Here is a 17,863-nt window from a genome sequence, read left to right as displayed (position 1 = left end):
GCATGTGACCCAACCGCCTGGCCGGCGGTGCGCCGCTCCCGCTGCCGGCACCGATCACCGGTGCCGGCAGCGGACGCGATCAAGGACCCGATTCCCGGACTAACGGGCGGTGAGAGTCCACAGGTGGTCGGCGGTGCCGTTGTCATCCCACTGGAGGACCTGGGCGCCGGAGGCCGTGCTCATGTTCAGGACGCCGAGCACCCGGCCGCTGTTGTTGTTGCGGATCTTGTAGTGGCCGCTCCCGTCGGGGGTGACCTGCCACAGGTGGTCGGCGGTGCCGTTGTCGCCCCAGATCAGAGCCGTTCCGCCGTTGCCGGTGTTCATGTTGGTGATGCCGAGGACCAGCCCGCTGGCCCTGTTCACGATCTTGTAGAGGCCGGAGCCGGCGTCGGTGAGGGTCCAGGTCTGGGTGGTGCTGGACGAGGGCGTGGCCTGGTCGACCAGAGTGCCCTGAGCGGTGCCGGAGTTGACGGTGTCCAGGGCGAGGCCGCTGTTCACGTTCTTGATCTGGTAGGTGCCGGCCAACGACGTCCCGCCGCCGCTGCCCGGGGTGACCACCAGGTGGTAACCGTACGTGGAGTTCATCCCCGAGACGGGCACGGTGATGGAGCCGTTGGACACGGTGTAGTTCGTCTCGCTCAGCGTGGACGGCCCGGAGACGGCCACCGTACGGCCGGGCGAGGGGGTGTACTCGAGCTTCACGTGGACGGTGCCGCCGAAGGAGCCGAGTCCGTTGACGGTCACGGCGGTGTCGCCGGAGCCGCCACCGAAGATGACGCTGAGCTGGTTGCCCGCGCTGTTCATCGCCGCGGCGCCGTCGAGGCCGGTCTGCGCGGGCGGGGTGGTGGACACCATGCTGCCGCTCATGTCGCCGTACCACTTGTAGAGCCAGTAGGCGCCGTTGGGCGAGCCGCCCCGGCCGGTGAGCAGGTCGCCGAGGGTGCCGGACTGGTTCCAGAACGCCAGCTCGGCGTCGTGGACGCCCAACCGCTCGAACTTGGCGATGTAACCGACGAGGGCGCCGGGGACGCCGACCTCGGACGGGGCGGCGTACTCCTCGATGGCGATCGGCCGCGGGCTGATGCCGTACTTGTTCTCGAGGCTGACGACCGTGGCGACGTCACCGGCGATCTTCGACGACCTGATCAGTTCGTGCCAGGCGATGATGTCGGGGACGGTGTTCGTCGCGACCGCGTTCCGCAGGAAGTTGTCCATGTCGCTGATGTTGTCCGAGAAGCTCGGACCCTGGATCGGGGTCGTCGGGTCCTTGGCCCGCACCTCCCGGTAGGTCCTGGTCCAGAAGTCCTCGTACGTTCCGTTGGACGTCTTCCAGGTGTTGTCCGACTCATTCCACAGCTCCCAGGCGGCCAGGTTGGTGATCCCCGACGACTTGGTCTGCGCGATCTGCTGGTCGACCAGGGTGAACCAGTCGTTCCAGCTGAACTGGTACGGCCAGCCCGCGTAGACGTCGGACAGCCGGTTCACGACCTTCGCGCCGACCCTGGCCGCCTTGGGGGCCACGGTCAGGATGTCCCCGGTCCCCTGCTGCTTGCCGCCCTGGGGCTTCTGCACGAAGGTGTTCGGCTTGATGGCCTGGGCCAGGCTGTCCGACGGGTTCGTCGCGTCCGCCAGGCCGTACAGCGAGCCGGAGGCCACGTGCGTCACGGGACGGAACGGCTGGTTCGCGTTCACCACCAGGGTGGTGGCGGCACTGGCGGGAGCCTCGGCGAGGGCGGTGCCGGCCGCGGCGAGGGCGAGCGATGTGAGCAGGACGGCGGCCTGCCTGGCTCTGGATGTGACGGTCTTCACTGCGAGCTCTCCTGATGAGGTGAGGGGGGTGGTCGTGAGCGGAGCGGAGCCGCGGACGTCGGCGGCAGGAGATGAAAGATTCAGGGCCTGGACGCGCGCTCGGGCGGGGGACCACGTCCGCGGAACGGCGCCGGCCGCGTGGCCACGGGCCTCAGTCCTCGACCGCGCCGGCGGCGACGCCGGCGGTCACATGAGGCTGGGCGGCCAACGGGCGCGGGCTGCGCGGGTTCTCCGGCGGCTCCGGCGACCTGCGGTCCTGCCGTGTGCGCAGAGGGGCGAACGCCTGGTGGCGGCCGTTCCACGAGCCCGTGGCCGGCGTCGGCGCGGCCGTGGGCCGCAGCGTGGCTCGCGCCTGTGGGCAGAGCCGGACCGGGCCGGTCGCGGACAGGGCGGACGACTCACGGGACATGGAGCTCCCCAGACCGGTGGCGTGTGCGGGAGGGCGATGACAACGTGCGCAATCCGCGTTGAGCAACTGCGCAAAAGTTTTCCAGCCGGAAACGTACGGTGCACATGCCCGTGCGTCAAGACTGGTAGCGGGCCGCGTTTTCACTCGCCCCCATCTGGCCAAGACTCGGGAAACGTTGCGCACGACTGGCCAAGACGGGAAAGCGGTGGGACCATGACCGCAGCAGTGGTGGAGAGCAAAAGGACTGTGTGTGTCGGAGTCGAGTCGTACGGTCACAAAGGCGAGGGCCACCCTCAGCGACGTCGCCGCATTGGCCGGCGTCAGTGTGGGCACGGCGTCGAGGGCCCTCAGCGGAACCGGGCGGATGCGACCCGAAACACGCCAGCGCGTCCTCGACGCCGTCCACACCCTGGACTTCCGCCCCAGCCAGCAGGCGCCGAGCCCGTACACCGGCCGCAGCTGGACGGTGGGCCTGATGACCACTGACGGCATCGGCCGCTTCAGCACTCCGGTCCTGCTCGGCGCCGAGGACGCGCTGGGCGCCGGCAAGATCTCCGTCCTGCTGTGCGACACCCGTGGCGACGTGATCCGCGAACAGCACCACCTGCAGAACCTGATGGACCGGCGCGTCGACGGGATCATCGTGACCGGCCGGCGCACCGACCCCCGCCCGCCGCTCGAAGGCGTCCATGTCGGCGTGCCCGTGGTCTACGCCCTGTCTCCCTCGACCGGCCCGGCCGACATCTCCGTGGTGTCGGACGACGCGCAGGGTTGCCAACTGGCCATCGATCACCTGGTGACGGCCGGGCACACCCGCATCGCGCACGTCACCGGACCCGCCCACCACGCCGCCGCCGCCGATCGAGCCCGCTACACCGAGCAGTTCCTCGCGGACGCCTCCCTTCACCTGGTCACCGGCAAGCCGCACTTCGGCGACTGGAGCGAGGCCTGGGGGCGTCGCGCGGCGGAGATGGTGCTGCGCACGGCACCGGACACCGATGCCTTCTTCTGCGGCAACGACCAGATCGCCCGCGGTGTCACCGACACGCTTCGCGAACGCGGCATCTCGGTCCCGAACCAGGTCGCCGTCGTCGGCTACGACAATTGGGAGACCATGACCCTGGCCGCCCGCCCTCCGCTCACCACGATCGACGTCAACCTCACCGAGATCGGCAGGATCGCCGCCCTGCGCCTCCTGGACGCCATCGACGACAAGCCCACACCGGGGATCCACAGGATCCCCTGCATGCTGGTCGTCCGCGACTCCGCCTGAGCCCTTCAGACCGGGCCGGACCGGCCTCTAGACCGGACTCTAGACCGGACTCTAGACCGGGCCGGACGTCGGAGGACGCCGCGGGGCGCCCTCCTGCCGGGCCGGCAGGTGGTAGGTCTCCCCCCGCATCAAGTAGTGGACGAGATGGGACAGGCCCATCCGCCGTACGTGGTGCTGGAAGTCGGTGAGCGGCGAGGTGAACGCCTCGTAGTCGTCGTAGTGGATCGGCAGGGCGGCCTGCGGCTTGATCAGGCTCACCCATTCGGCGCCCTGCATGCCGTCCATCGTGACCAGCACGCCGAGCACGCGCGTTCCGCCGAGGTGGACGACGCCCACGTCGATGTCCGGGAAGCGCCGCGGGATCTCCTGCAGCGAGGGATCCATGATCGTGTCCCCGCTGATGTGCAGGCGCAGGTCGACCTGCCCGTTGTGGCCGAAGTCGAGGACGCTGCCCATGACCGGCGGCAGCAGGGCCTGGACCGGCCCGGGCGCGTGGCGTCCCGGCGTGGCCGTGACCGTGAGGGTCGCGTCCCCCCGCCGTACGTGGTGGTCCTCCCACGTCTCCAGGCCCAGGGCGTTCTCGAAGCCCTGCCGCCGGAGCCGCTGGGCGGCGTGGTGGGTCGTGATGATCGGGACGTTCTTGTCCAGGGAGTTCTTGGCGATCCTGTCCCAGTGGTCGCCGTGCATGTGCGAGAGCACGACCAGGTCGATCGGAGGAAGCTCCGACACGTCCATGGCCGGTTCCGTCCGCCGCCGGGTGCTGAGGCCCCAGCCGAGATAGGCGCGCTGGCCGCGGTGGAGGAAGTTCGGATCGGTCAGCAGGGTCAGCCCTCGACAGCGGATGAGCATCGTGGCGTTCCCGACGAAGTACAGGCTCGCGTCGGCCGTATCGGGCATGTCGGCCTCCCCTCTCCCGATTTTCAGGCTACGTAGGCGGCCGCCGGAGAGGTCGACGCGGGGGGCGGTTGGAGACGGCCGCCGTTGCTCACGCGCGCGCCACGACGTCCACGAGGGGGGCGACGGTCATGGCTGGGGCGGCGGCAGGAGCTCGAATCCGAGCTGGGACAACAGCTCCAGCTGGTCGAAGTAGTCCCGGTGCGTGACGATCCGGCCGTCCTCCGCGGTGCAGGCCCCGCAGCCGCGTACGGTGATCCGCCGGCCGGTTCCTTCGAGCACCTCGCCGTCCGGCAGGAGGAACGGACCGGTGTGCGTGCCGGTCAGCGTCCACTCGGTGAACGCCGGTTCCGAGCATGTGACCTTGTTCCACACGGTCAAGCAGATGTCGGGGAACCCCTTGATGAGGTGCTCGTAGAACCGGGCGATCTGCTCGCGCCCCTCCGCGACGCCGATCGGGGTGACGAGGACGGCATCGGCGCCGAAGCACCGCAGGAGCCGGTCCACGTCGTGGTCGTTGACAGCGCTCAGCATCTCGTCCGCCAGCTCCCGCGCGTCGGCCATCCCGCGATCACCCCCACCGCTCACTTTCAACGTAGCGCGGGCAGGGCAAAGGCTCGGGCGGCGCTTTCTCCGCCGAACGGCCTTGCCGGGTCCTAGGCCAGCCGCTTGTAGAAGAAGGTGGTGGGCTTGAGGACCCCGGACGGGTCGGCGGCGTGGCCGGGCACGACGCCGAGCGGCGTCCACCCCTTCCGCCGGTAGAGCTCCTCGGCGCGGCTGCCGGTCTCGGTGTCCAGGATCAGCAGGGTCCGCCCGTCCTCGATCGCGGCGCGCTCGGCGATGGCCAGCAGGTCGCGGCCGAGTCCCCGCCCGCGGGCCATGCGGTGGACCAGCAGCTTGGCGATCTCGCCGCGGTGCCGGCCGTTGGGGTACTGCTCCAGCCGCAGCGTGATCGTCCCGATGATCTCGCCGCCGTCCCGGGCCACCCAGAGGATCATCCGTCCCTCGGCCACGGCGGGGGCGAGGGACTCCCACCAGGCCGCCGCCGTCCCGAGGTCGAGCGGGGCGAGGAAGCCCACCGACGCGCCGCCCTCCACCGCGTCCTGGAGCAGCACGGCCAGCCCCTTCGCCGACTCCACCAGCTCCTCCGCCGACAGCCGAACGATGTCCCCCATGCCCCTCCGATCTTCACGTCCGCGCGGCCCGATCCTCCCACACGCCTCTCGCCGATCTTCGGGGTACGGCTCGCCCATAGGCCTGTGCCGGCGAGCTGTTTTCGTCAGACTGTCCGGCCTTCCGGCGTCCGTAAAGCCCGCGATCGCCCGGACTCTCGCCCGTCGCCCAACCCGCTGTAAGAGCGCCCAGACCATGGCTTTGCCCCTTGGCGTCACGGTTCGGCTGGATAAGATCCTTCAGCGTGCGGCGTCCCCTGATCATGCTCGCCTTTCTCCTTGTGACGACCTGCGCGGTCGGGCCCGCGTCCCAGGCGACGCCGATGCGATCCGCGCCCTCGCCGTACCGGGCCCTGGTCCATCGCTGGACGTCCGTCCCCATCGGCGAGGAGGCCGCCGTCAGGAGTCCCCTGTACGGGGCGCCGGAGGCGACCGCGGAGTGCGAGCTTCCCCTTGTCTGGACGGGCGACTGGACGGACCAGAAGAACTATCTGTCGGCGGTCTCGGCCTGCCTCGATCGCATCTGGGCGAGGGAATTCGAGAAGGTCAACGTCTTCTTCACAAAGCCCCGGCGTGAATTCGTCCTCGAGCGCGTGCACGACCCCCAGTGCGGAACGATGCCCGTGGCGGGCGCCGAGGGGACGTACTGCGGAGCGACCTCGACGTACTACGTCCTCGTGGGCGGCGACGGCCTCTGGCCGTGGTCGAGAGCGGAGGCGGCGCAGGTGGTGGCGCACGAGTACGGACACCACGTGCAGTATCTGACCAACATCACGGACTACCGCGACTTCGCCCTGGAAAGCGCGAAGAGATCCGCGGCCGACCTGCTCAGCAGACGGTTAGAGCTCCAGGCGGAATGCCTCTCCGGGGTGGCCATCAGGGCGATGGAGCGGACGATGCCGCCATGGGAGCAGTTCGAGGGCCTCTACTCGGGGACGCTCGCCCGCAGGTGGGTACGCGACCACGGCAGGCTGAGCACGCAGTTGCTCTGGATGGAGCGGGGATTCCGCTCGGGCAGGCCCGGCGCCTGCACCACCTGGACCAGCCTGAAGTCTGAGGTCACCTGAACGGTCCCGGCGCCTGCGCGGTTCCGGCGGACGGCGACGGGTCCCTGGACGCACGAAGAGCCCGGCGCCGAATGTCGGCACCGGGCTCGCCCCACTCCGGCCCCGGTCGCCCGAGGCGGATCCGGGCTACGTGCCGCGTCTGTTCCGGCCGCCCTCAGGCTCAGCAGCCCTTCGTCCGTCCGTACGGCTGCTTCGGTCGTATTCCGGCGGGTCCTCGACTTCCGGGGCTTTCCCTCCACCGCTCCAGGCGTCATCCCGGTGGCCGGGGGAGTCCGGAGCCTCCCGGTCCTCCCGAGGGCGATTGGATTGGCTTCCCTGTCGGTCCTTCCCCATGGAGACACCTCCAGGATCGTGATCACGCAGAGCCTTCACGGCCCGCACAGGAGGAATACCCGCCGCTTCGTATCGACAGGGTCGGAGACACGGTATGACGACGTAGAGTGTTCGTATGACTACGGAATGAATCCGGTCCTGACGGCATTCACACGACGACCCGCGGCGGACGCTTCCTCAACGACGTGATTCGAGGCGTTCCAGGAGGAGCCCCTCCCGGGTGGACCAGGGACAGATCGTCACGCTCGTGGCCTCGCAGACCTCCATAAGCGCCTCGGCGATCAGCGCTCCGGCGAGAGACTGCTCGGCGCGGTGGGCGCTGATGCCCGGCAGTTCTCCACGGTGGGCGGGGTCCAGGTCGGCCAGCAGGGCGAGCGACGCCTTCACCCCGCTCAAGGACAGACGGCCACGTGAGCAGGACGGCGCGCCCTGGGCGGCGGCGAGGCGGGCGAGCTGGGCGAAGGTCTTCGAGCTCGCGAGGACGTGCCCGCCCGGCTCAGGGGTCGGCAGTCCCGGCTGCCGGCTCAGCACCTGGCGCAGATGCTCCCGGACCCTGCGCAGCTGGCGCGAGGACGAGACGGCTCCGCCGGGCAGCCATCTACGAGTGATCGTCCGTGCTCCCAGTGGCAGTGAGTGCACGGTCTGGGGCTCCCGGCCGTCACCGGAGGCGATCTCGACGGTGCCGCCCCCGATGTCCAGCACCAGCAGCGGGTCGGACGTGGCCCCCGTCCAGTGGCGGGCGGCCACGTAGGCCAGCCGCGCCTCCTCCCGGCCGGGCAGCACCCGCAGCCGCGTGCCCGTGGCCCCGGCGATCCGGGCGATGACCTCGTCGCGGTTGGGCGCGTCCCGGATGACGGAGGTGGCGAAGGCGAAGACGCGGGACTGCGCGGCCGGGCTGGCGTCCATCGTCTCGGCCACCGCCCGCAGGACGCTGCGTATGGCACGCTCGTCGAGTTGACCGTCCGGGGCGAGCATCCGGTGCAGGCTCAGCCGTACCTTGTGGGACAGCACCGTCTCCAGGCCGTCGTGATCCCTGGGCCGGCGCACCACCGTCAGCAGGGCACTGTGACAGCCGACGTCCAGAACAGCTGCCTGCCGCATCCTGTATCACCTCTCAGCGGGTCCACCCGTGGGGGATGGGTCGCCGCTCGGTGGTGCGTCGCCAGCCGGAGAACCGGGGCGCGTTTCACCCACGTCGCGCGAGCAACCGGGGGAACCCTTCCCCCCAGGGTAGTCGCTTCGGGTGACGTCGATCATCACCTCGAGGGCCGGCACGAGCCGCCCGGTTCCCGCGCGACGGGTTTACCCGAAAAGTCTATATAGATAGAGTCTTGCTTGTGACCCGGACACGGCGTCTTTCTCCTCAGACGGAAGCGGTGCTGCGCGCGCTGGCGGCCGACCCTTCCGAGTGGCGTTACGGCTACGAGCTCGGACGGGAAGTGGACCTCAAGGCCGGCTCGCTCTATCCGATCCTGATGCGGCTGGCCGACCGCGGGCTGCTGGAGTCGTCCTGGGAGAAGGCCCCTGTGGCGGGCCGACCTCCGCGGCACCTGTACCGCCTCACCGGCGCGGGACTGGAGGCTGCCGCCGAGGTGGCGGCACGCGCGGATTCTGCTGCCGAACGGGACAGGCCCGGCACGCGGCGGTCCCTGCGCGGTGCCTGGTGAGCCGCCCCGGAGGCGACCCGGCGGGGCGGCTCCTCGCCTTCGCGCTGTGGCTGCTGCCCGCCGCCCGGTACGACTGGGGGCTGGCCATGCGGGCCGAACTCGCGCACCTGGACCGGCCCGCGGCGCGCCTGCGCTTCGCGCTCGGCTGCGTCCGGGCGGCCGCGGTGCAACCGCCGGCACTGCGCGGCCTGGCCCTTTCCGCCGGCGTGGCCGGCGCGGTGACGCTCCTCCTGGCGGGAGGCGTCACCCATCCCGAGGCCCGTCTCGAGCTGACCGGCCTGTTGTCGGTCGTGGTGCTGCTGGCCTGGCGGGGAGGCAGGCCCGGGCTGCTGGGCCCGGTGCGGCCGTCGAGAACCGCCCGGGTGGTGCGGACGACGGGATTCGCGGTCGCGTGCGCGTACCTGCTGGTCGCCTTCCTGGACCACCGCGGTCCTCAACCCCTGGGATCCGGCGACGGTCTCCTGCCGGGCATGATCACCCTGGTCCTGTACCTCGTGGCCACGCTGGCGGTGACCGCACGCGGGTCGACGGCGCGTTCCGTCACCCTGATGTCCGGCATCGTCGCCGGCCTGGTCGCGGGACCTGTCTGCTTCACGCTCATGCCCTTCGAGCGTGCCCTGCCGCCGCTCGCGGAGCACCTGCCGGGCCACGGGGTGGGGATGATCGCGGCCCTCGTGGCGGCGCCCGCGGCGGCGATGATCGCGGTCGCCCTGTCCACCCGAGACGCCCTCCAGGCCGTCGTCGCCCTGGTGTGTGCGGGCGCCGTCTGCGCCGGGGTGGTCGCCGTGCTGGGTTATGGAGCCTTCCTGCTCCTCCCCGACCAGATGCCGAGCCTGGTTCCGCTCAACGCGGGGCCGCCCGACGTCCGCAGAGCCCTGTCCAGGCTCGAAGCGGGGGACGAGTACGTGGCCGCCCTGATCTGGGGCTGCCTGCTCGTGGGCGTGCTCAGTTCGTTGATCCCCCCTGCCCTTCGGGGGCGGACCCGCGTCCTGCGAGCGGCGACGATCACCAGCGCGTGCCTGGCCCTCCTGGCCGCGCCGACCGGGCACCTGGACGCGGCCGTCGCGGCCGTCCTCGCCGCTACGACGACGGGGATGCTCACCCTGGTCGGCGCGGAGCATGATCTCCGTCGGAGCGGCACCGCCACAGCTCGCATCACATCCAGTCGTTGACCACTCTGGCCCGGCGCCGGCGCTCGTCGGGCGGAGTCGACCAGGCGCGGATGCGCCGCTCGCCGCTCCGCCGCTGTCACACCGGGTCAGTGCCCGGCTTCCTCGAACTCGACCGCGCTGTCCGCCCGGGCCGGCAGGAGCACGGCGGTGACCACCACAGCCAGCGACAGCACCGCGCCGATGACGAAGGCCAGCCGCATGCCGTCGAGGTTGGCGAGCACCTGTGCCACTCCGGCGGACCTGAGGGCATCGGCTCGCGCGCTCATCACGGTGATCACGAGCGCGGTGCCGAAAGCCGCGGCGACCTGCTGCAACGTGCTCAGGATCGAGCTGCCGTGGGAGTAGAGGTGCGGCGGAACCGCTCCGAGCCCGAGGGTGAACACCGGGGTGAAGGTCGCGGCCAGACCCACCATCAACAGCGCGTGCAGACCCAGGAGCTGCCAGTACGGCATGGTCATCGTGACCTGGGTGAAGCCGGCGAGCGCGAGCGTGATTCCGATCGCGCCGGGAATGACCAGAACCCGGCCGCCGAACTGGTCGAACAGGCGGCCGACCGTCGGGCCGAGCAGTCCCATCGCGAGGCCGCCCGGCATCACGAGGAGCCCGGTTTCCAGAGGGCTGAGCTCGCGGACGTTCTGCAGGTACAGCGGGAGCAGAATCATCGAACCGAGCATCGCCATGAAGGCGACCGCCATCAGGATCAGCGCGATCGTGTAGGTGCGGTGCCGCAGGGTCCGCAGGTCCATCAGCGGCACGCCGCGCCTCTGCAACGACAGCTGGCGGACGACGAAGACGACGATGGCGACCAGGCCCGCCGCCACGAGCGCGGCGGCCATACGGACGTCGCCGCCCTCGAACTGGCTGAGCCCGTAGACCAGGCCGCCGAAGCCGGCGGCGGCGGTCACCACGCTCAGCCAGTCGATGGCGCTGACCTCGGGATCTCCCACGTTCTCGAGCTGCTTCAGGCCGCGCCAGGTGATCACCGCGGCGATGGGGAGCACCACCGCGAACAGCAGCCGCCAGGACCCCATCTGAAGGATGACCCCTGAGACGGCCGGGCCCATCGCGGGCGCGACCGAGATGGCCAGGCTGACGTTACCCATCACCCGGCCGCGGTCTCCCTCCGGCACGACCTGCATCAACGTGGTCATGAGCAGCGGCATCATCACGGCCGTCCCGGACGCCTGGACGATGCGGGCGCCCAGCAGCACCTCGAACGACGGCGCGACGGCGGCCAACGCCGTGCCGAGCAGGAACAGACCCATCGCGGTGGCGTACGCGCGACGGGTGGACACCCGCTGCAGGAACCATCCCGTGATCGGGATGACAGCGGCCATGGTCAGCATGAAGGCGGTCGAGAGCCACTGCGCGGTCTGCTCGGTGATGCGCAGAGCGCCCATCAGCCGCGGGATCGCGTTGATCATGATCGTCTCGTTGAGGATGACCACGAACGTGGCGAGCACCAGCAGCCGGATCACGACCGGGGTGCGCCCCGAAACGACGTGTGCGGCTTTCGCGGGCGAGTCGGATTGTGCGATGGTCACGGCACCTCGATCAGGGTGGTTGTCGGGGCTGGATCTCCAGCCTTGGGCCTCGCAGGACGTTGCGGTCATGGAAATCCTGACGGGTGCCACCGACAAAACTGACCGCTCATGCCGAGCATCGCGGCACGGGACGTGAAGTGTCACCCGGTTTTCCCGGCGGTGGACGCGATCTCCCGGGTGCGTGCGGCGAATGGTGCCATCGCCCCTAGTCGAGATCCCCACCTTGCATGATCATCTCCCCTCTCCGTGATGAAAGAGGTGTCGAAACGTTTCGGCAGAGATTCCGTTTGCGTTGACGCAGGCGAGAAGCCGACTCCCACATCCAAGGGCCCAGAGCCAGCCGCGACCACGAAATGACTGGTGATCGCAACTCTTGACGTACAACAACCGGCTTCCTATGGTCTGCATTACTTTCGTAATGTTGTCGAAACTTTCGGACGTCCTTCGTCGCGTGAAGTGGAGTCATCGTGGCCAACCGCAGCCGGCGCCCACCCGTACGGCGGTTGGGGGCAGACGCCGACCGTCTCGGCCGTTCTCGGCATGCGGGTTTCAGGCGACTGGGGATCGCCGGGCAGCACCGAGCTGATCCGCCGCCTGCGAGAAGGGATCACACCGCGCGTGGTGGTCCTGACGCACGGCGGCGACGGGGACCGGAGCAGACCGTCGACGCCGTCGACACGGTCGTCCCCGCGCTTCGGATCCACGGGCCGCTGCCGGCCCGGCGGGACTGACCTGATCACAGTACCCATCAGATCCCTGTTACCAACCCGAGGAGTACCTGTGCTTCGTTCCGCACTGCCCATCGGCGTCCTGAGCGCCACGGTCCTGCTGGGCGGGGTGGCTCTCAGCGGCTCGGCCTCGGCCGAGCCCGGCGCCGCCCCCGGACAGTCCAAGGCCGTCCACTACCCCGCCGACTCGCTGCGCGCCCTGAGCGCGCGGGTCGGTTTACGCTTCGGCACCGCCCTGAACATGGACGAGCTCGGCAGCAACGCCGACTACACCCGGATCGCGGCCGAGCAGTTCTCCACCGTCACCCCGGAAAACGTGATGAAGTGGCAGCTGGTCGAGCCCAACCGCGGCACCTACGACTGGGCGGCGGCCGACCGGCTGGTCGCGTTCGCGAAGGACAACAAGCAACTGGTCCGCGGCCACACGCTGGTGTGGCACAACCAGCTGCCCACCTGGCTCTCCTCCGACGGCTTCACCACCACCCTGTCGAACAGCGAGCTGAAGGTCCTGCTCAAGAAGCACATCCAGGATCAGGTGAAGCACTTCAGGGGCGACATCTGGCAGTGGGACGTGGTCAACGAGGCGTTCGACGACAACGGGCAGCCCCGCCAGACCATCTGGTACAAGGCGTGGGGCGGCCTCGGCTACATCGCCGACGCCTTCCGCTGGGCCCACGAGGCCGACCCGAAGGCCCTGCTCTTCTACAACGACTACAACCTCGAGTTCACCGGGGTGAAGAGCAACGCCGTGTACGACCTCGTCAAGAGCCTCAAGGCGCAGCGTGTGCCCATCGACGGCGTCGGCTTCCAGGGCCACTTGGACACCCAGTACGGCTTCCCCGACCTGCAGAACAACCTGCAGCGCTTCGCGGATCTCGGCCTGAAGGTGGCCGAGACCGAGGTGGACGTCCGCACGTTCACGCAGGCTCCGCCGAACGAGAACACCCCGACCGACCCGCTGGCCCCGTACGCCCAGGAGAGCTACTGGTCGCGCGCCCTGAAGGCCTGCCTGGCTGTGCGCGAGTGCATCTCGTTCACCCCGTGGGGCTTCGGCGACACGTATTCCTGGATCCCCGGCTGGTTCGACGACCCGCAGGAGGGCGCCGCCCTTCTGTATGACGGGAACCTGCAGCCCAAGTCGCAGTACTACGTGATCCAGCAGGACCTCGCACTCGCCTCGGGCGCGCCGCACCGGTCCGGCCCGGGCGCGGGTCGCGACTGACCGTACGACAGGAACGGGGCCGCACTCCACCGAGGCGGCCCCGCTCGCCTTCCGATAGCGACCGAACGTGGCGTACGGCCGCGCACGCCGGAAGCCTGCAACGGGGAGGCGTAGCCGAGGGTCATCCCGCGCAACGTCGCGTTGCTGGATGCTCTCTCATGATTCCGCTTCGTCGACCGGCGCTGCCGTGGCATCGCCGGTCGTACCGTGACAGCGCTTGTACTTCTTGCCTGATCCGCACGGGCATGGGGCGTTGCGATCGAGGTCGCCGATGTCGTCTCGGCGTCGGACCACCGGCGTCATCCGCGCTCTGATTTTCGCTGCTGCGGTCTGGGCGCCGCCGAGCAGCTCGTGGAAGGCTGCGGGGAGTTCGTAGACCAACCGGTGGTAGTAACCGATCGCTTCTTCTGCTGCCGAGAGACCACCCGGAAGATCTGTTCCGGTCGCGTCGCATACCCATGCGTACCCCAACAGACTCCCCGCGAGGTCGGGAAGACAGGCCGCCGGCTCGGCCTCGGCCAACCGGCGCCAGAGTTCCACCGCCTCCCGCGAAGCCTTCAATGCCCCCCGCTCATCCCCCGCCCTCATCAACTGCATCCCCAGGTTGTTCAAGCTCCCCGCGAGGTCGAAGAGATAGGCCGCCGGGTCGGCCTCCGCCAACCGGCGCCGAATCTCCACCGCCTCCCGCGAGACCTCCAGCGCCCCCCGCTCATCCCCCGCCTCGAACAACTGCATCCCCAGGTTGTTCAAGCTCGCCGCGAGGGCGGGGAGATAGGCCGCCGGGTCGGCCTCCGCCAACCGGCGCCGAATCTCCACCGCCTCCCGCGAGACCTCCAACGTCCCTCGCTCATCCCCCGCCGCCGACAGGAAGATCCCAAGGTTGTTCAAGATTGCCGCAAGATCGGGGAGATGAGCCGCCGGGTCGGCCTCGGCCAACCGGCGCCGAATCTCCACCGCCTCCCGCGCAGGCTCCAAGGCCCCTCGCTTGTCCCCCACCTCCGCCAACCGGATCGCCAGGCTGTTCAGGCTCCCCGCGAGGAAGGGAAGATAGGCCGCCGGCTCCGCTTCGGCCAACCATTGAAAGAGGCCCACCGCCTCCTGCGAAGGCTCCAAGGCCCCTCGCTTGTCCCCTACCGCCGACAACCGCATCGACAGGTCGGTCAAGCTCGCCGCGAGGAAGGGAAGATAGGCCGCCGGCTCCGCTTCGGCCAACCGACGGTAGAGCCCCACGGCTTCCCGCGCATGCTTCAACGCCCCCCGCCTATCCCCCGCCTCCGCCAACCGCATCCCCAGGGCGGCGACCCGGTAGGCGCGCACAGCCGTGGGTGCGTCGGCCGGCACGGTGTGCAGCAGGTGGCGGGCGAGGTCGCGGGCGGCTTGGAGCAGGTCGGTGCTGTAGGCAGGGAGGGCGTCATAGAAGCGGGCGGCGAGGTGGTGACCGGCATGGTTGATGACCAGATCGATCAGGTCCCCGGTCGCGTGCCGGGCCAACTCCGGCCGCTGGTCCAGCAACTCCAGCAGCAGCGTGCGGGCCTGGGGATGACGGGCCGCGGCGGCGGTGAGCACGATCAAGCAGCGCCGCAGCGCCGCGGGAGAAGGACCCCGTGCACTGTTCCCTTCCTCAGCGCGGATGTCGCCGGGGGCTGTGAGGGCGGCCAGGGTCTGAACCGCTTCGGACGCGTGGTGGCGCAGGCGGGCGGCGATGAAGTCCTCACCGAACCGGTCCGGGCGCAGCGGAAGGAGGAATCCGCCCGCGGCGGCGTGGTCGATGCGTCCCGTGGACCGGGCCGGCGCCTGATCGGGCCGGGTGATTGTCGCAGGAGGGTAGAGACGGTGATGGACGTCCAACAGCAGCCCGGCTTGCGCGGGGCCGTCGGCCAGGTGAGCGCGGAGCAACAGGGCGCGCGCCTGGTCCAGATCATCGAGGGGACCGAAGACGGTGGACAGGAACACCATGCGCTCGATGACACTCGGGGAGGCGAAACCGGGCGTTGTCGCCTGCCAGTAGCGCATCTCGTGGTTGAGCAGGTAGTCCGACAGGCCCGCCCGGTCCGGACCCGGGGCGTCCCGCTGGTCGGCGTAGAGTGCGGCCAGGGCTGCCATGTGCAACGTCAGCGCTGAAGCGTAGTCGGGGTGGTCCAGGTCGGCCGGCGGCACCGGCAGAGGGCCGGCGTGTTCCAGATGGACGGCGAATGCGGCGGCGGCCTGCTGATAGGCCTGCTCGCGGTCGGCGGGTCCCGCGAAGTCGCCCAGGGCGATGGGGTCGGCCAGATCGGCGGGGGTGCGGTCCAGTTGCGCGCACAGGCTCTGCCACAGACCTTCCCCCGGTCGAGCCAGCAGCAGCAGACGGATAGTGCGGCCGGGCAGGTCCCACGCGAGCCCGTCTATCATCTGGGCCAGGATGGACGGGTGCCAGCGTTCGGCGTAGTCAGCCACCACCAGCAGCGGTTGGCCGCGATCCAGCTCCACCGCGCCCGTGCCGTCACGTAGCCGGGGGGTTTTCTCCACCGCCTGGGCCACCGCCCACCCGTCGGCGTGGCTGATGGAGGCGAAGTGGGCGGCCAGGCGGGTCTTGCCCTGCCCGCCAGGGCCATGCAACAAGACCACCGATACGGGTACGGCGGAATCATCCCGCCACTTCTTCAACGCCTGTTCCTCGTCCGGGCGCGGCCGGTACGGCACCACCTGGCGCTGCACGTCCAGCAGATAACTGGGACCGCGCCGAGAACGCGGCAGGCGGGCCTCCGGGGTGTCCTGGAGCATCTCCAACCGATAGGCGGGCCGATCCAGGGCGATCAGCACATCCCCGCCGACCGTACCGATCTGGATGTTGTGCCCGCCGATCCGCGAGCCCGACACCATTGGAACGCCGGACGGTGACCCGCCGGGGGATGTGGCCTCAGCGCTCACGGCGGATGTCCACATCCCGGGCGCGGCCGATCTGGATGTTGTCCCCCTCGATGGTGGATCCGGACACGACGTGTCCGCCCACGGTGTGGCCTGGTTGTGCTGCGGGCTGGGCTGAGACCTGCGTGGGGGGCGGGGTGGTGAGAGAGCGGCGGGCAAGGACGATGCTGTAGACCGCCGGCGGCAGCCCGGCCGCCGCGATGCACATCCCGATGACGCTCGCCCACTTGTCCGCGTCATCCAGCCCGGCCCGTACCAGCAGCACCCCTGCCACGACGCACCCGGCACCCGCCACCGCGCCGCCGACCCACGCCGCCACTCGCCCGCGTCCCATGCTTTTCATCATGGATCACCGCCCCCAGGCCAGAGGGCGATTGCCGGATATCACCGGACAAAAGTGAGCCAATACTGGTCCCTACAGTCCAGTCTCTGGTTGACTGTCTTTCTGGATATACTCCTATATGGACTGATTCGTCCACTTTTCGGCTGCTCGGCCGCCGCGTGGGGAGTGACCTGACCGGCGCGTGCGCGGCTTGTGATGCTCCGGCGAAAGAGGAGGCAGTGGACGACCCGGAGACTGATCGGGAGAACCGCCGATGGGTGAGTGATCTCGCGGCCGCCGGCCCCGTCAGAGAGGCGGCGTGCAGAGAGCTGTATCCGTTGCTGCTTCGCATCGCGAGGCATGAGGCACGTCGGCGTGCGCCGGTCCTCGACCTGGACGGCCCGGAGCTCGAGGACATCGCTCACCAGGCGACCGCTGACGCGTTGATGGCCATCGGCGAGCGTCTGGACAGGTTCCGGGGTGAGGCGAGGTTCACCACGTGGGCGAGCAAATTCGTGATCTTTGACGTGGCCACCAAGATGAATCGTCACTTCTGGCGTCGCCACGAGGTCCCCTACGATCAAGAGGATTGGTCCAGGATCGCTTCGAGGTTCAACGTGGGCCCCGACGACGAGGCGCACGTCCGTGAGTTCGCGACGGCGGTCTCGACCGCGGTCGAAGAGAATCTGTCGGAGCGTCAGCGCACGGTGTTCGTCGCGACAGTCCTCAACGGCATGCCGATGGACCTTCTGGCTGACGAGCTGGGATCGACCCACAACGCGCTGTACAAGGTGCTCTTCGACGCCCGGAAGAAACTCCGCGCCGCGCTGGTGGCGAGTGGCCACCTGCCCGAGGCGCCGGAGGCCCGCTCGGCATGAGATCGCCCCGATGGGCGCCAGGCTGGACCTCTTCGAGTTCAATGCCCCTGGGAGTGCACGCCGCCGACGTCGGCTCAACCAGCAGACAGGCTCTCGATGTGCGCGAGTGCCATGTCGATCGAGGTTGCCATCGGTGTGACATCGCGCGCGGTCTGAGCCAGCATGTACCCGCCCTGGAGGGCGGCCATGAGCCCGGTCGCGAGCTGGTCGACCGATACCTCAGGCGCAAGCCCGCCATTGTCCTGAAGCCTGTGCAACACGCCTGTCAGCAGTCCCTGCCATTCGGCGAAAAGGTGAGACAGGGCCTGGCGCGCGAGGGCGTCATGATCGGAGACCTCGGAGGCCAGCGAACCGAGCGCGCAGCCGTAGGCGCCATGCCGAAGGGCGTTGTTCTGCACCAACGCGTCCCGCCAGCGGCGCAGCCCTGAAATCGTCGAGACGTGACCGAGGGCGTCGCGCTCACGCT

Annotated in this window: 15 protein-coding genes and 1 pseudogene; 6 read left to right on the top strand and 10 right to left on the bottom strand. The window is 69.6% G+C overall.

What is annotated here, in order from left to right:
- Positions 1–99: 99 nt before the first annotated feature.
- Both MPTA5024_RS16800 and MPTA5024_RS16795 read right to left on the bottom strand, forming a co-directional pair.
- Complete coding sequence (locus tag MPTA5024_RS16800) at positions 100–1,809, bottom strand: RICIN domain-containing protein (RefSeq protein ID WP_036324989.1); 1,710 nt, start codon at positions 1,807–1,809, stop codon at positions 100–102.
- 151 nt (positions 1,810–1,960) lie between these two features.
- Positions 1,961–2,218, bottom strand: coding sequence for a hypothetical protein (locus tag MPTA5024_RS16795; protein WP_036324987.1), 258 nt, complete (start codon positions 2,216–2,218; stop codon positions 1,961–1,963).
- Positions 2,219–2,468: 250 nt separating this feature from the next.
- Between MPTA5024_RS16795 and MPTA5024_RS16790 the strand changes: the two genes are divergently transcribed.
- A complete protein-coding gene (locus MPTA5024_RS16790) occupies positions 2,469–3,491 on the top strand; it encodes a LacI family DNA-binding transcriptional regulator (protein WP_036324986.1) in 1,023 nt (340 codons plus the stop codon).
- 51 nt (positions 3,492–3,542) lie between these two features.
- Here the strand turns inward: MPTA5024_RS16790 and MPTA5024_RS16785 are convergent, their stop codons facing one another.
- The 3 genes from MPTA5024_RS16785 to MPTA5024_RS16775 form a co-directional block, all read right to left on the bottom strand.
- Entirely contained in the window at positions 3,543–4,388 is an 846-nt protein-coding gene (locus MPTA5024_RS16785; protein ID WP_036324984.1) for an MBL fold metallo-hydrolase, read from the bottom strand.
- 126 nt (positions 4,389–4,514) lie between these two features.
- The gene (locus MPTA5024_RS16780) at positions 4,515–4,949 is read right to left on the bottom strand and encodes an ester cyclase (RefSeq protein ID WP_036324983.1); all 435 of its coding nucleotides are present in this window, start codon (positions 4,947–4,949) and stop codon (positions 4,515–4,517) included.
- A 92-nt stretch (positions 4,950–5,041) separates the two neighbouring features.
- Complete coding sequence (locus tag MPTA5024_RS16775; RefSeq protein WP_036324981.1) at positions 5,042–5,560, bottom strand: GNAT family N-acetyltransferase; 519 nt, start codon at positions 5,558–5,560, stop codon at positions 5,042–5,044.
- A 242-nt stretch (positions 5,561–5,802) separates the two neighbouring features.
- Between MPTA5024_RS16775 and MPTA5024_RS16770 the strand changes: the two genes are divergently transcribed.
- The gene (locus MPTA5024_RS16770; protein WP_036324980.1) at positions 5,803–6,624 is read left to right on the top strand and encodes a neutral zinc metallopeptidase; all 822 of its coding nucleotides are present in this window, start codon (positions 5,803–5,805) and stop codon (positions 6,622–6,624) included.
- A gap of 510 nt (positions 6,625–7,134) precedes the next feature.
- On the opposite strand, the gene MPTA5024_RS16765 is transcribed toward MPTA5024_RS16770, so the two are convergent.
- Positions 7,135–8,058 carry a Ppx/GppA phosphatase family protein gene (locus MPTA5024_RS16765; protein ID WP_036324978.1) on the bottom strand — a complete coding sequence of 308 codons (924 nt, stop codon included), beginning with the start codon at positions 8,056–8,058 and terminating at the stop codon, positions 7,135–7,137.
- 236 nt (positions 8,059–8,294) lie between these two features.
- Here MPTA5024_RS16765 and MPTA5024_RS16760 point away from each other — a divergent pair, with 236 nt between their 5' ends.
- Together MPTA5024_RS16760 and MPTA5024_RS16755 are read left to right on the top strand one after the other, a co-directional pair.
- Complete coding sequence (locus tag MPTA5024_RS16760) at positions 8,295–8,624, top strand: PadR family transcriptional regulator (protein ID WP_036324976.1); 330 nt, start codon at positions 8,295–8,297, stop codon at positions 8,622–8,624.
- Positions 8,621–9,796, top strand: coding sequence for a hypothetical protein (locus MPTA5024_RS16755; RefSeq protein WP_036324975.1), 1,176 nt, complete (start codon positions 8,621–8,623; stop codon positions 9,794–9,796). Before MPTA5024_RS16760 ends, MPTA5024_RS16755 begins: the two co-directional genes overlap by 4 nt.
- Positions 9,797–9,882: 86 nt before the next feature.
- Here the strand turns inward: MPTA5024_RS16755 and MPTA5024_RS16750 are convergent, their stop codons facing one another.
- Positions 9,883–11,340 (bottom strand): MDR family MFS transporter, encoded by a 1,458-nt coding sequence (locus MPTA5024_RS16750; protein ID WP_232326498.1) that lies wholly within the window; start codon positions 11,338–11,340, stop codon positions 9,883–9,885.
- Between the two features lie 780 nt (positions 11,341–12,120).
- Between MPTA5024_RS16750 and MPTA5024_RS16745 the strand changes: the two genes are divergently transcribed.
- Positions 12,121–13,290, top strand: coding sequence for an endo-1,4-beta-xylanase (locus MPTA5024_RS16745; RefSeq protein ID WP_036324972.1), 1,170 nt, complete (start codon positions 12,121–12,123; stop codon positions 13,288–13,290).
- A 156-nt stretch (positions 13,291–13,446) separates the two neighbouring features.
- Here MPTA5024_RS16745 and MPTA5024_RS44650 read toward each other — a convergent pair.
- Together MPTA5024_RS44650 and MPTA5024_RS16735 are read right to left on the bottom strand one after the other, a co-directional pair.
- Positions 13,447–14,313, bottom strand: a pseudogene (locus MPTA5024_RS44650) (tetratricopeptide repeat protein); the annotation flags it as partial.
- Between the two features lie 1,876 nt (positions 14,314–16,189).
- A complete protein-coding gene (locus MPTA5024_RS16735) occupies positions 16,190–16,531 on the bottom strand; it encodes a hypothetical protein (protein ID WP_157099506.1) in 342 nt (113 codons plus the stop codon).
- A gap of 227 nt (positions 16,532–16,758) precedes the next feature.
- Here MPTA5024_RS16735 and MPTA5024_RS16730 point away from each other — a divergent pair, with 227 nt between their 5' ends.
- Complete coding sequence (locus MPTA5024_RS16730; protein WP_036324969.1) at positions 16,759–17,397, top strand: sigma-70 family RNA polymerase sigma factor; 639 nt, start codon at positions 16,759–16,761, stop codon at positions 17,395–17,397.
- A 74-nt stretch (positions 17,398–17,471) separates the two neighbouring features.
- Here the strand turns inward: MPTA5024_RS16730 and MPTA5024_RS16725 are convergent.
- A partial coding sequence (locus MPTA5024_RS16725; RefSeq protein ID WP_036324968.1) for a TetR family transcriptional regulator C-terminal domain-containing protein occupies positions 17,472–17,863 on the bottom strand: 392 nt, incomplete at its 5' end.

Origin of the sequence: Microbispora sp. ATCC PTA-5024, from assembly GCF_000511135.2 — a bacterium.
In the GTDB taxonomy this organism is placed as follows: domain Bacteria; phylum Actinomycetota; class Actinomycetes; order Streptosporangiales; family Streptosporangiaceae; genus Microbispora; species Microbispora corallina.
This window is presented reverse-complemented; position numbering and strand designations above follow the sequence as displayed.